9 protein-coding genes and 1 tRNA gene are annotated in these 13,042 nt (G+C 72.8%); 4 read left to right on the top strand and 6 right to left on the bottom strand.

The window, feature by feature from the left end; translation table 11 throughout:
- The first annotated feature begins 131 nt into the window (after nucleotides 1-131).
- Complete coding sequence (locus GXP71_RS14260) at nucleotides 132-2,612, top strand: transglycosylase domain-containing protein (protein WP_162353189.1); 2,481 nt, start codon at nucleotides 132-134, stop codon at nucleotides 2,610-2,612.
- Complete coding sequence (locus GXP71_RS14265; protein WP_162353190.1) at nucleotides 2,609-3,541, top strand: metallophosphoesterase; 933 nt, start codon at nucleotides 2,609-2,611, stop codon at nucleotides 3,539-3,541. The genes GXP71_RS14260 and GXP71_RS14265 overlap by 4 nt, the downstream gene beginning before the upstream one ends.
- Nucleotides 3,542-3,601: 60 nt before the next feature.
- On the opposite strand, the gene GXP71_RS14270 is transcribed toward GXP71_RS14265, so the two are convergent.
- Nucleotides 3,602-4,069 (bottom strand): peptidoglycan-binding protein, encoded by a 468-nt coding sequence (locus GXP71_RS14270; RefSeq protein ID WP_162353191.1) that lies wholly within the window; start codon nucleotides 4,067-4,069, stop codon nucleotides 3,602-3,604.
- A gap of 482 nt (nucleotides 4,070-4,551) precedes the next feature.
- On the opposite strand from GXP71_RS14270, the gene GXP71_RS14275 reads away from it, so the two are divergent.
- Together GXP71_RS14275 and GXP71_RS14280 are read left to right on the top strand one after the other, a co-directional pair.
- Nucleotides 4,552-5,019, top strand: a complete 468-nt coding sequence (locus GXP71_RS14275) for a peptidoglycan-binding protein (protein WP_162353192.1) — start codon at nucleotides 4,552-4,554, stop codon at nucleotides 5,017-5,019.
- A gap of 66 nt (nucleotides 5,020-5,085) precedes the next feature.
- A tRNA-Pro gene (locus GXP71_RS14280) sits at nucleotides 5,086-5,159 on the top strand.
- 72 nt (nucleotides 5,160-5,231) lie between these two features.
- On the opposite strand, the gene GXP71_RS14285 is transcribed toward GXP71_RS14280, so the two are convergent.
- From GXP71_RS14285 to GXP71_RS14305, 5 genes are all read right to left on the bottom strand, one after another.
- Nucleotides 5,232-6,146, bottom strand: a complete 915-nt coding sequence (locus GXP71_RS14285; RefSeq protein ID WP_162353193.1) for a DUF4097 family beta strand repeat-containing protein — start codon at nucleotides 6,144-6,146, stop codon at nucleotides 5,232-5,234.
- The gene (locus GXP71_RS14290) at nucleotides 6,143-6,880 is read right to left on the bottom strand and encodes a response regulator transcription factor (RefSeq protein ID WP_162353194.1); all 738 of its coding nucleotides are present in this window, start codon (nucleotides 6,878-6,880) and stop codon (nucleotides 6,143-6,145) included. The genes GXP71_RS14285 and GXP71_RS14290 overlap by 4 nt, the downstream gene beginning before the upstream one ends.
- Nucleotides 6,868-8,343, bottom strand: a complete 1,476-nt coding sequence (locus GXP71_RS14295) for a histidine kinase (RefSeq protein ID WP_162353195.1) — start codon at nucleotides 8,341-8,343, stop codon at nucleotides 6,868-6,870. Before GXP71_RS14295 ends, GXP71_RS14290 begins: the two co-directional genes overlap by 13 nt.
- 260 nt (nucleotides 8,344-8,603) lie before the next feature.
- Entirely contained in the window at nucleotides 8,604-11,876 is a 3,273-nt protein-coding gene (locus GXP71_RS14300; protein ID WP_162353196.1) for a glycoside hydrolase family 48 protein, read from the bottom strand.
- 350 nt (nucleotides 11,877-12,226) lie between these two features.
- Nucleotides 12,227-13,039, bottom strand: coding sequence for an ABC transporter permease (locus GXP71_RS14305; RefSeq protein WP_162353197.1), 813 nt, complete (start codon nucleotides 13,037-13,039; stop codon nucleotides 12,227-12,229).
- Between the last annotated feature and the right edge of the window lie 3 nt (nucleotides 13,040-13,042).

Below are 13,042 nucleotides of genomic sequence, written 5' to 3' on the forward strand. Positions count from 1 at the left end.
CGAGACTCCTAACGGGTCATTTCGCCAGATGGACGCTCGACCAGTCCGCGACGTGTGCAGGTCCGGTGCAGGTCGCGCCCCTCGAGGCCCAGGAAGACGGGCTTCTGAGGCGCCCCGACTACCCTGTCGCCATGCCGCATCCTCCGCGCGCGCGGGGCCGCCAGGTCAACGCGTTCCAGGCCCTGGCGCTCCTGCTGTCGTTCGTGCTCGTCGCGGGCGTCAGCGGCGTGCTCGCCGCCGGCCTCGTGCTGCCCGGGGTCGCCGTCGCCGACGAGGTCACCGACCTCACCGTCACCGCGTTCGACGACCTGCCGACCGAGCTCGAGCCGACCCAGCTGCCCGAGAAGTCCGTGATCCTCGCGGCGGACGGCACGCTGCTCGCGACGTTCTTCAGCGAGGACCGCGTCGTCGTCCCGCTGTCGGAGATCTCGATCCAGCTGCAGCACGCGGTCGTCGCGATCGAGGACAAGCGGTTCTACCAGCACGCGGGCGTCGACCCGCCCGGCATGCTGCGCGCCGCCGTCAAGGGTGCGCTCGGCGGCGCCGACGACGGCCAGCAGGGCGCGTCGACGCTCACGCAGCAGTACGTCAAGAACGTGCTCATCCAGGCCGCCGCCACCAAGGAGACCGAGGCGGAGCGGCTCGCGGCGATGCAGGCCGCGACCGAGGCCGACGGTCCCGAGGGGTACGCCCGCAAGCTGCGGGAGGCGAAGCTCGCCATCGCGCTCGAGAAGCAGATGACGAAGGACGAGATCCTCGAGAAGTACCTCAACATCGCGCAGTTCGGCATCAAGGTCTACGGCGCCGAGGCCGCCGCGCAGTACTACTTCGGGATCCCCGCGAAGGACCTCAACTACCTCCAGGCGGCCACGATCGCCGGCGTCACGCAGAGCCCCACCCACTGGGACCCCGTGCGCGACCCGGTCGTGTCGAAGGAGCGTCGCGACACCGTCCTGCTCACCATGCACGACCAGGGCTACATCACCGACGAGGAGTTCCAGACCGGGCTCGCGACCCCCGTCGAGGCGACGCTCAACGTGCACGCGCTGCGCGTCGGGTGCGTCGCCGCCAGCGACGCGGTCCCCGGCTCGGGCTACTTCTGCGACTACGTCACCAAGGTGATCGTCAACGACGAGACCTTCGGCGCGGACGCCGCGACGCGCCGGGCGCTCCTGTACAAGGGCGGCCTGACGATCACGACGACGCTCGACCCGGGCAAGCAGGCGATCGCCGACGCCGAGGTCAAGGCCGCCGTTCCCGTGGACGACTCCAGCCGCCTGGGGCACACCCTGGTCAGCGTCGAGCCGGGCACCGGCAAGATCATCACGATGGCGCAGAACCGCATCTACGCACCGGTCGCCGCCAACCCGGGCGAGGAGCCGGTCAACTTCAACACCGACTTCGCCTACGGGGCGTCGAGCGGCTTCAACCCCGGTTCGACGTACAAGCCGTTCACGCTCCTCACGTGGCTCAAGAACGGCCACAGCCTGTACGAGGTCGTCAATGGCGCCAAGCGGCAGATCAACGAGAACCAGTTCCCCGTCTGCGGTTCGCCGTGGTCGAAGAACAAGCCCTGGAGCCCGAACAACTCCGAGGGCAACGGCGGCATGATGACCGTGCTCGACGCCACGCGGAACTCGGTCAACCTCGCCTACCTGTCGATGGCGATGGAGCTCGACATGTGCGACGTCGCGGACACGGCCTCGTCGATCGGCGTGCACATCGCGAAGCCGCGCGCGTCCGACCAAGGCCTCAACGAGCGGCTGAAGGCGGGGACGAGCGGCCCCGGGCTCAACCCGTCGAACGTGCTCGGCACGGACGAGGTCGCACCCCTGACGATGGCGGCGGCATTCGCCGCCTTCGCGTCGGGCGGCGTGTACTGCAACCCGGTCGCGATCACGGCCGTGACCGACACCAACGGCGCGCCGCTGCCGGTCCCCGCGGCCGACTGCCACCAGGCGATCGAGCCGCGCGTCGCCAACACCATGAACTTCGCGCTGAGCGGCGTCTGGCAGGGCACCGCCGACGGCGTCGGCGCGCCGCCGTTCCCGTCCGCCGGCAAGACCGGCACGACTTCCGAGAACGAGCAGACGTGGTTCGTCGGCTACACGCCGCGCCTCGCGACCGCCGTGTGGCTCGGTGACCCCAAGGAGTCGAAGCGCCAGGTCAAGCGGATGTACGTCGGCAGCAAGTGGGTCGACCGTGCGTTCGGTGCGACCGTGTCGGCCCCCACCTGGAAGCGGTTCATGGTCCAGGCGCTCGCCGGCGGTGACAACCCGGGCTTCGCCGCACCCGACGACAAGCTCGTGTTCGGCGAGAAGGTCAACGTGCCGAGCGTGATCGGTCGGAGCGAGGGCGACGCCCGCGCGATCCTCGAGCAGCGCGGCTTCAAGGTCCGCGTCGACGGGCAGCAGGTGGCGTCGAGCGTCGGCGCCGGCCTCGTCGCCGAGCAGAGCCCGTCCGGTCAGGCGACCAAGGGCGCGACGATCACGCTGAAGCTGTCGAACGGTCAGGGTGGCGGTCAGCAGCCCGGGCCCGGTGGTCCGGGGGGCGGCCCCGGCGGAGGTGGCGGTCCGGGGCAGGGCAACGGCAACGGCCGCGGTCAGCCGTGACGGTCGGACGCGCGCTCGGCACCGCGGCGGTCCTCGGCGCCGGCGCGCTCGCCTGGTCGGTCGTCGAGGCGCAGTGGTACACGCTGCGCGAGGTGACCGTGCCGGTGCTGCCGACCGGGCAGGACCCGCTGCGGGTGCTGCACCTGTCGGACCTGCACCTGACGCCCGGGCAGCGCCGCAAGGTCGACTGGGTGCGCGACCTCGCGTCCCTGGACCCGCACCTCGTCGTCGACACGGGTGACAACTGGGCGCACCTCGACGCCATGCCGGCGCTCCTCGAGGCGCTCGAGCCGCACCTGGCCCGGCCGGGCGTGTTCGTGCTCGGGTCGAACGACTACGTCGCGCCGCGGCCCAAGAACCCCGCCCGCTACCTCCTGCCGGACTCGCGCGGCGCCGGTCCGGTCAAGCCCGTCGAGCTGCCGTGGCGTGAGCTCGTCGCCCGGTTCACCGCCGCCGGGTGGATCGACCTGTCGAACCGCCGCGACGTCGTGAAGGTCGACGGGCGCGTCCTGTCGCTCGTCGGCACGGACGACGCGCACCTCGACCGCGACCGCTTCCCCGCGGCGGGCGGGGACGACGACGCCCGCACGGGCTCGACGCCGGTCGACCTGCACCTCGGCGTCACGCACGCGCCCTACCGCCGCGTGCTCGACGCGATGCACGCCGACGACGCCGACGTGACGATCGCGGGCCACACGCACGGCGGCCAGCTCGCGCTCCCGCTGTGGGGCGCGCTCGTCACGAACTGCGACCTCGACACGCGCCGGGCCAAGGGCCTGCACGGCTGGCCGGGCCCGCGCCCGGACCGCCCGGGCGGCGCGGGGTCGTCCTGGCTGCACGTCTCCGCAGGGCTGGGCACGTCGCCCTACGCCCCCGTGCGGTTCGCGTGCCGCCCGGAGGCGACGCTGCTCAGCTTCGTCGCCGCCTAGTGCTGCCGCCGGCGGCCCTCGCACGTCGTCGAGCGAGAGTCCGCCGGCGAACGGCCACGACTACCGGCGCTCCCAGCTCGACTCGCACCCGGCGAAGGTGCCGTCGGACGACCAGTAGTCGGGGAACCGCATCCAGTACTCCGTGTCCGGGCCGAACTGGCCGTCGGCGGTCCGGCCGAGCGACCGCTGGACGGCCGCGAGCGCGTCGCGCGTCTTCGTCCCGTAGATGCCGTCGGCGACCAGCCCTCGCGAATAGCACGCGTTGAGGGCGACCTGGAGCGCACGCACCGCTTCACCCCGCGTCCCGACCGCCAGGTAGCACTGGTTGAAGTGGACCACGTCGTTGCGGAGCGGCTGGTAGCGCCGGAACTCCCGCCCGAACTGGCCGTGTCCCTTGATGTCCGAGACCCAAGCGGCGGCGTTGCAGACGGGCAGCGCCGCCGACGCCGGTGCGGATGCGGCGACCGTCGTCGCCCCGGCGACCACCAGTGCAACGGCGACGGTTCGTGCCCAGCGAGAGATGTGCATGTCGCTCTCCTTCTCCGTCCCAGGCGGGACGGCTCTGTCGTGGCGGCGCGTCGGTCGACGCCCCGCGACCGCGCCAGCCCGAGAGGTGCGGCCGTCGCGGGTGTGCGGTGATCGCCGCTGCTGTCGACGCGGCTGCCTGTGGTCCGTTCCTGCGACGGATCACGCACAGGGCGGCGACGCACGCCCCCGGTTGGCTCGACGTCGAGCTCCTCCTCGCACGCCCCCCTCGTGCGACCCGCCCGGACGCGTCTCCCGTCGGCGGACACGGGGACTCTGGCGGAATTCGCAGGGACATGTCCGAGCAATGCGATGTGATCTGAATCACAGTTGGATGAGGGTTTTGCGGACTTGTCATACCCGTCATACTCGCGCTGACTGTCGCCTCGGCTCCGGCCGGGCGACCACGACGCCCCGCCGTCGGCGGATCCAGGCAAGGAGGCCCGATGTCGACCGAGACCGCAGTCCGACCGCGGACACGACTCTTGCGCACCCTCACCCGAGCACTGGCCGTCGGCGTGCTCGCCGCCGGCTCGCTGGCGGCCACGGCGACCGCGTCGAGCGCAGCCGTCCCGGAGTGCCACTACCAGGCCTACCCGCGCGCCACGGGATACGGCCCGTACATCACCCCGCCGTCCGCGGACATGGTCGGCCTCTCCTCGTGCTGGATGAAGAACGGCAGCAACCCGGTGGTCGTCATGCGCCTCGGGTTCCAGGCGTCCTACAGCGCCGTCTGGGAGCTCCAGTCGGCGCTCAACCTGTGCTATCGCGAGCCGATCACCGTCGACGGGTGGTTCGGCGCGCAGACGGAGACGGCGCTCAAGCAGGTGCAGGCGTCCTACGGCCTGAAGGCCGACGGCATCTACGGCGCCAACACGCAGGCGAAGCTCCTCGTGCCGGGCAAGAACGCCGACGGCACCGGATTCACGGGCTACTGCTACAACATCAGGTGAGCAAGCCCCACGAGCGGACCGAGTTTCGTCCTCACGGCATCCGTCGGCTATCCTTACGAGGCTCCACGGGGTGTGGCGCAGCTTGGTAGCGCGCTTCGTTCGGGACGAAGAGGTCGTGGGTTCGAATCCCGCCACCCCGACAGACACGAGAGGCCCGGATCGGCATCATGCCGGTCCGGGCCTCTCGTCATGCCCGCGGGTGCGGGCGGTCGTCAGCGCGGGGCGAGGTACGACACGTGGCCGTCGTAGCTGCGGATGAGCACCGTGCGCGGCGCGGACGGGTCGGTCGGAGCCTCGACGGTCTGGCGGCCGTTCGACGTGGAGATCGTCAGCGCGACGGGCTCGCCGGTGCCGAACACCGTGGCGTCCCCGTTGCTGGTGGCGGCCTCGACGTCACCCTGGACGCCCGCGACCTCGATGCTCCCGTCGCTGCTCCGGGCGACCGCGTCGCCGCCCACGTCGCCGACCTGCACGTCGCCGTTGCTCGTCACGGCCTCGATGCGGCCGCCGATGCCCTGCGCGTCGATCCGGCCGTCGTAGGTCCGCGCGGTGACGTCGCCGGATACGTCGGTGACGATCACGTCGCCGTTGCTCGAGTGCAGCTGCGCGTCGCCCGTGATCCGGTCGGCCTCGACGCGGCCGTCGTACGTCCGCGCCTCGAGGTCACCGGCCAGGCCGCGTGCCAGGACGTCGCCGTTGGACGTCCGGACCACGACGTGCGTGTCGCGCGGGACGTGCACGTCGAGCGCGCCCGTGCAGACGCCGAACCAGGAGCCGCACTCGTGCCGCACGACCAGCCGGTCGCCGCGCTGCTGCACGGAGTAGGTGGGCGACGAGAAGCCGCTGCGGGCGATGCGCTCGACGTCGACCAGGTCCTGGTCACCGGCGAACACGGACACGCGACCGTCCGCGACGAGCTCGACGACCTCGGCCGCGTCGTAGGTGGCGCTCGCACGCTCGGTGCTCGACATCGCGAGGTCGGCGACCTGGACGCCGCCCCACGCGATGGTCGCGACGCCCAGGGCGACCCCGGTCCACAGCAGGCCGCGGCCGAGCGGCGTGCGGGTCGGGTCGGCGGGCGGCGGGCCGACGGGGGTGACGGGCGGCTGCTGCAGGGTGGCGGTCATGCGCGTGCTCCGTTCGTGGGGCGGCCGGTGCCGACGCCGCCGGGCGGCGTGACGACCGGGCCGGGCTGGGCGGCGGTCGGGCCGTGCTCGAGCCAGCGCAGGACGGCGAGCACGCGGCGGTGGTCGTCGGCGTCGGGCGGCAGGCCGAGCTTGGTGAGGATGGACGTGACGTGCTTCTCGACGGCGGGCAGCCCGACGACGAGGCGTTCGGCGATCGCGGTGTTGGACCGGCCCTCGGCCATGAGGCCGAGCACCTCGCGCTCACGGGGCGTGAGCGTCTCCAGGCCGGTGCTGCGGGTGCGGGCGAGGATCTGGGCCACCACCTCGGGGTCGATGACGGTGCCGCCGGTGGCCACGCGCTGCAGGGCGTCGAGGAACTCCTCCACGTCCGCGACGCGGTCCTTGAGCACGTACCCGAGGCCGCGCACGTCGCCCGCGAAGAGCTCGGCGGCGTACCGCTGCTCGACGTACTGCGACAGGACGAGGATCGGCAGGCGGCGGTGGAGGCTGCGCAGGTGGACGGCGGCGCGCAGGCCCTCGTCGGTGTGGCTGGGCGGCATCCGGACGTCGGTGACGACCACGTCGGGCAGGTCGTCGCCGGCAGTCCCGGTGCCGAGTGCGGCGACGAGCTCGTCGGCCGTCGGGTAGCCGGTGACGTCGTGGCCCTCCGCCTCGAGCAGGCGGGACAGGCCGTCCCGGAGGAGGACGGAGTCCTCCGCGATCACGATGCGCACGGCACCTCCACGGTGAGCCGGGTCCCGCCTCCGGCGGGGCTGTCGAGGTCGAACGTGCCGTCGAGCGCGGCGACACGGCTGCGCAGTCCGTCCAGCCCGCTGCCAGGCGTGGCGGTCGCGCCGCCCTTGCCGTCGTCGGCGACGACCACGCGGAGCGCGGGTCCGGTCGCGCCCTGCACGACCGTCGCCTCCACGAGGACGCTCTGCGCGCCCGAGTGCTTGGTGACGTTCGTGAGCGCCTCGGCGACGACGAAGTACGCGGCGGCCTGCGTGGCGGCGGGGGCGAGCGCGAGCGTCTCGGGCGTCGGCACGTCGACCGTGACGGACACGGGTGTGCGGGCGGCGAGCGCCGACAGCGCCGCGTCGAGGCCGCGGTCGGTGAGGACGGCCGGGTGGATGCCGCGGACCAGGTCGCGCAGCTCGGCGAGGGTCTCCTTGACCTCCCGGTGCGCGTGGTCGAGCGCAGCGGCGGCGGTCTCGGGGTCGCGGGTCGCGGCACGCTTGGCCGCGCCGAGCTCCACGCCCAGGGCGACGAGCCGCTGCTGGGCGCCGTCGTGCAGGTCGCGCTCGATGCGGCGGCGCTCCTCGTCGGCCGCGCCGACGGCGGCGGTCCGGGTCTCGCGCAGCTGCTCGGCGCGGACCTCGGCCCGGTCGACGGCCGCGCGGGCCTCGACCAGCGCCTCGGACTGGGCCGTCGGGCCGAGGAGCGCGCGGGCCAGGCGCACGGTGACGAGCGAGGTGGCCTGCGCGGCGAGCGCGGCGAGCCACAGCAGCGCGACGCCGCCGAGCACGGTCACGAGGATCACGAGCGGCCACGCGAGGCCGAACCAGTCGTCGACGACCGAGCCGTGCCCGTAGCCGGGGAACGCGACGGCACCGACGCCCGCACCGGCGAGGCCGAAGACGAGCGCCCACCCGAGCGACGAGACGCCCAGGCCGGCGACGGCGTACACCTGGTGCGCCCAGCGGCGGCCGTCCGACAGGACCGCCCACCACGTGCCCCAACGCCACCACCCGGGCCGGGGGCCGCGGCGGTAGGTCGGGGCGCCGACGACGACACCCGTCTGGGCGGCGACGCGGGCGCGCTCGGCACGGGCGAACCACTGCCCCGCGACCAGCCCGCCGACGAGCATCGGCAGGCCGACGCCGAAAGCGGCGACGAGTCCCGCGGAGGTCAGCGTCCAGACGAGCGCGAGGATCCCGAACGTCAGGAGCCACGGCCAGCCGATCGCGACCTGCGCGACCGCGCGCCACGTGGCGGCGTCGCCCGGGGCCCGCAGGAGTGCCTGCCCCGAGAAGAACGCCGGGGCGACGACGCGCGCGTCGTCGGTGGTCGTCGGAGCCGCGGGCCTGGCCGGGGACGGCGCGGTCGCGGCGGACGGGCCGGACGCGCGCGCCGCGGCGGGTGCCGGCGGCTGGTGCGGCGGTGCGCCCGGTGCGGGCGGGACGGTCGGAGTGGCCATGTCGTCGAACCTAGGCGTCGGCGACCCCTCGTCGACAGCACGCCCACCCCCGAGGTGGGGGTAGGGACAACCCCACCGTCGTCGGCCCGTCCACCCGACACCCGCCCGACTGACGTCCACGCCTTGCCGGCCTCCGGCCGTCGCCCGGCACGCGAACGGCCCGCGCACGGCCCGCCCACCGACGCGCACCGACGCGCACCGACGCGGCCGAGGCCGGCCCGGGACGTGCCCGGACCGGCCTCGGTGTCGTGCGGGTGGCGTCAGCTGCAGGCCGCGCCGTTGAGCGTGAACGCCGTCGGGTTGGTGTTCGTGCCCGAGTGCGAGCCGTTGAAGCCGATGTCGACGCTCTGACCGGGGGCCAGGGTGCCGTTCCACGCGGCGTTCGTCGCGGTCACCGTCGACCCGGACTGCGTCCAGTTCGCGCTCCAGCCCTGCTGCACCTTCTGACCGTTGGCGAACGAGAAGCCGAGGCTCCAGCTGCTCAGGGCGGTCGTGCCGGTGTTGGTGACCTTCACCGAGGCGGTGAAGCCGTTGTTCCAGCTGCTGGCGTTGTACGTGACCTTGCACGAGCCGGTCTGCTGACCCGACTTCGTCGTGACCGACAGGGCGCTCGACGCGGCGGACACGTTGCCCGCGACGTCCCGTGCCCGGACGGTGTACTGGTACGCCGTCGCGGCGGTCAGGCCGCTGTCGGTGTACGTGGCGGAGGTCGGCGAGCCGACCTTCGTCGTGCCGCGGTAGACGTCGTAGCCCGCGAGGCCCGAGCCACCGGTGTCGGTGGACGCGTTCCACGTGAGGGTCACGCTGGTCTCGCCGACCGTGGTGGCGGTGAGGCCCGTCGGGACGCTCGGCGCGGTCGTGTCCGGCGTGGTGTCGGACTTCGTGGTGACCGTGACGGCCGTCGAGGCGGCGGACACGTTGCCGGCGACGTCACGCGCCCGGACCGAGTACTGGTACGCGGTCGCGGCGGTGAGGCCGGTGTCGGTGAACGTCGTGCCGGTCGTCTGGCCGACGCGGGTCGTGCCGCGGTACACGTCGTACCCGGCGAGGCCCGAGCCGCCCGTGTTGTCCGTCGACGCGGACCACACGACCGTCACGCTGTTCGTCGTGCTCGCGCTCGACAGGATCGACGGCACGCTCGGCGCCGTCGTGTCGGACGGCGTCGCCTTCGTGGTGACCGCGAGCGCCGAGGACGCCGCGGACACGTTGCCGGCCGCGTCGACCGCCCGGACGGTGTACGAGTACGCCGTCGAGGCCGTCAGGCCGGTGTCGGTGAAGGACGTCGTCGTCGCCGAGCCGACCTTCGTGGTGCCGCGGTACACGTCGTACGACGCCACGCGGGTGTCGTCCGTCGAGGCCGTCCAGGTGATCGTCGCCTCGGTCGAGGTGACGAGGCCCGCCTGCAGGCCCGTGGGGACCGACGGGGGCGTGGTGTCCGGCGTGGTGGTGCCGTCGTCGAACATGCGCGCGTAGTCCGCGAGCGCGCCGGCCACGGCCGTCTGGGCCCAGAACCGGTGGTACCGGAACTGCGGCTCAGCGCCGCCGTCGAGGTACGCCTGGACCTTGTTCCAGTTCGGGTCCTTCTTGTAGAAGCTGCGGATGTCCAGGAAGGACACGCCGGGCTTGATGACGTCGCCGTTGGGCATCGTGCCGGTCCAGCCGGACGGGATGTAGATGCCGTCACCGTTGGCGACGTAGGTGTCGTCGAACCGCTTGTAGTCGCCGCGGGTCTCGACCGCGGACACGCCCAGCGGGTCCTGGTTGTTGGCCCAGATGGCGTCGAGCAGTGCCTTGGCCTTGTCGCGCGACGCGGTGTCGCCCGACTTGGCGGCGTAGAACAGCAGCGCGCGGGCGGTGTCGGCGGCGACGCCGACGTCCTGGCCGTACGACGTGACCTCGACGGTCAGGCCGGGGTTGCCGGTCGGCGACGCGGCGTTCCAGGTGTCCGGCTTGCCGGTCCACTTGAGCTCGCTGGGCACCTTCCAGCTGGCGCCGTCGGTCGAGATGTTCGCGACGACCCACGGGACCCACTTGTCGAGGATCTTCTTCGCCTGGGCGTTGCCCGACGCGTAGTAGAGCTCGGCGACGCGCTGCACGCCCCACGCCTGCATGCCGAACCAGCGGTTCGACGGCGGGTCGACGTAGACGGGCGCCTCGGTGTAGCCCATGCCGTAGAACGTGGGCGTGCCGGCCGGGGGCTGCGCGTAGGCGCCGTCCCAGCTGTTCGTCGCGCCACCGGCGATGCCGCCGTTGGACGCCTGCAGCCACGTGTAGAACTCGAGCTGGCGCTGCAGGGACGCGGACCAGTCGGACTTGGCGGTCGGCGACTTCGGCGTCAGCTTGGCGTCGGTCGACAGCGCCCACGCGGTGAGCGGGTTCTGGTAGCCGAAGTGCGCGTGCGACGAGCCGATGCGCCACGCCCAGCCGGCGTTGGTGTCGGTCGCGCCGCCCCACGCCATGTACCAGGAGAGCAGGTAGTGCGCGGCCTCACGGCCCTGGCCGGGCGCGCAGGACGGCGAGGTGCAGCCGATCTTCTTGAAGTACTTGTCGAAGAGCGTGTAGCGCAGGTAGTCGCCCATCTTGGCGGCCTTCGCCACGGTCGCGGCGACGTCGGCGGCCTTGCCCTGCTCGGTCGCCCACTGGTTGGCCCAGTAGACGGCCTCGATGGCACGCGCGTCGGCGTCGGACGCCGAGGTGTACTTCCACTGCTTCGCGTACGACGCGTCCTTGGTGAACAGGTCGAGGTACCCGTTCTTGCCGCCGTACTTGAACTCCTCGCACGACGGCTGCGGGACGGTCTCCCAGACCGACTCCTGCGGGCCGCGCTGGAAGGTGTTGATGAAGGACGTGCCGGTCGCGGTCGGGCCGAGCTCGCAGCCCGCGCCCGGCGTGGCGCCGAAGCCGTAGATGTTGTCGACGTCGGCCAGCCAGTGCATCTGGTAGACGTCCGCGTTGCCGTAGGTCGACTTGAGCTCGTTGCCGATCGGGTCCGTGCCGCCGCTGATGCCGCTGTTGAGCTGCGACGGGTAGGAGCTCGGGTGGTTGAACTCGGGCGCGTAGGTGGCCGGCGAGTTGGGGTTGTAGAAGGAGTTCGTGGGCTGATCCACCGACTGGGGGATCATGTACTTCTCCATCGTGTCCCAGGCGTGGTTGAGCGGTGCCCAGTCCTGGGTGACCTGGCCGTAGAGGGCCTCGAGCCACAGCCAGTAGGAGTACGCCTCGGAGGTCGTCTCGTGGCCGTAGTCGGGCGCCTCGACCATGAGGGTCTCGACGGCGTGGTACGGGATGCCCTGGGCGCTGAAGTACCCGTTGGCCGGGTCCTTCATCTTGTCGTACTGGGCCAGGAAGCGCTGCGCGTACTCGCCGTCGACGGCGGCGCGCACCGGCGACGCCGCGGGGACGGTGACCGTGGCGGGCAAGCCCGCTCCGGCCGCAGCGAGCGCGGGGGTGATCCCCGCGGTCGCCAGGAACGACGACACGCCTACGGTGGCTACAGCCACCCAGGCGGATCGCCGACGGGTCGTTGACGACATCGTCCGTACCTTTCGTGGTGTGCGGGCCTGCCCGCGCGACGTCGCGCCGGCGTGCCCACCGGGTCCCGTGCGGGCACGCGCGGGACGGTGGCGGAGGTGCACTCCTGCCCGGCCTGGCCCCGGGCCGGTGTCCGCGGCGATGCGGGCGGCTCGGGGTGCACGTCGGGCAGGTCGGGCCAACCATCCGCAACCGCACAGGGGCCGTCCAGACTCCTAAACCTTTCGGGTGGGAGCGCGACCACAGCACCGGGCGCATGTCGACGCATTCCCACGCCCCTCCCACGACGACGGCCCGCCGGGCACCTCCCCGACGGGCCGTCGCGCTCCCCCCTCCGGGAGCCCTCAGGTGGTCACGACCAGCGGAACAGCCGCGCGGCCAGCGGGATCCCGACGAGCGCCCACACGGCCAGCGCCAGCAGCTCGACCCCCGGGAACGGCTGCCCGAACCACGCGGCGGACATCGCCTGTGCGGCGGCGCCCAGCGGCGTCCACTGCGCGATCGTCTGCACGACGTCGGGCATGAGCGGCAGCGGCAGCCACACGCCCGCGAAGAACAGCGACAGGAAGTAGACGGTCGCGCCGATGCCGTTCGCCGCCGGGCCGGTCGGCGCGACGGCCGCGACGAGCGAGCCCACCGCGAACGCGGCGAGCACCGACAGCACGAACGCGCCGACCACGAGCACCGGCTGCTCGGGCGCCTCGACGCCCACCACGACGACGCCCAGCACGAACGCGAGCAGTGCCGCGACCAGCAGCGCCGCGAGGTTGACCGCGACCTGCGCGACCAGCACGCGGGTCGGCGGGACGGGCGTCGTGGACAGCCGGCGCAGCACGCCGCGCTGGCGGTACGTCGCGATCGTCGTCGGGAACGTGGTGAACGCGACCGTGCCGATCGCGAGCGCCAGGACCGTCGGCGTGTAGCCGGTGATGGCCGTGAACTGCGACAGGATCGGGTCGTCGACGTCGAAGGGCTGGTCCGCCCACGGCATCACGAGGCCGAGGACCATGAGCAGCAGGCCGGGGAAGGCGATCGCGAAGAACGCGTTCGACGGGTCCCGCAGGAACAGGCGTCCCTCCGTGAGGGTGAGGCGGCGCAGGGCCCGCGCGGCCGACGGGCGGCGCGGCGCGACCGCGCGGGCGGGGGCGGTGGTCGTCGTGGACATGGC

The sequence above is a fragment of the Cellulomonas sp. H30R-01 genome (genome assembly GCF_010119915.1).
GTDB lineage: Bacteria > Actinomycetota > Actinomycetes > Actinomycetales > Cellulomonadaceae > Cellulomonas > Cellulomonas algicola.

Coding starts and splice junctions, on each gene's coding strand:
- GXP71_RS14285 (WP_162353193.1), bottom strand. CDS start 6,146: ATGACCGCCACCCTGCAGCAGCCGCCCGTCACCCCCGTCGGCCCGCCG.
- GXP71_RS14305 (WP_162353197.1), bottom strand. CDS start 13,039: ATGTCCACGACGACCACCGCCCCCGCCCGCGCGGTCGCGCCGCGCCGC.
- GXP71_RS14295 (WP_162353195.1), bottom strand. CDS start 8,343: ATGGCCACTCCGACCGTCCCGCCCGCACCGGGCGCACCGCCGCACCAG.
- GXP71_RS14300 (WP_162353196.1), bottom strand. CDS start 11,876: ATGTCGTCAACGACCCGTCGGCGATCCGCCTGGGTGGCTGTAGCCACC.
- GXP71_RS14270 (WP_162353191.1), bottom strand. CDS start 4,069: ATGCACATCTCTCGCTGGGCACGAACCGTCGCCGTTGCACTGGTGGTC.
- GXP71_RS14260 (WP_162353189.1), top strand. CDS start 132: ATGCCGCATCCTCCGCGCGCGCGGGGCCGCCAGGTCAACGCGTTCCAG.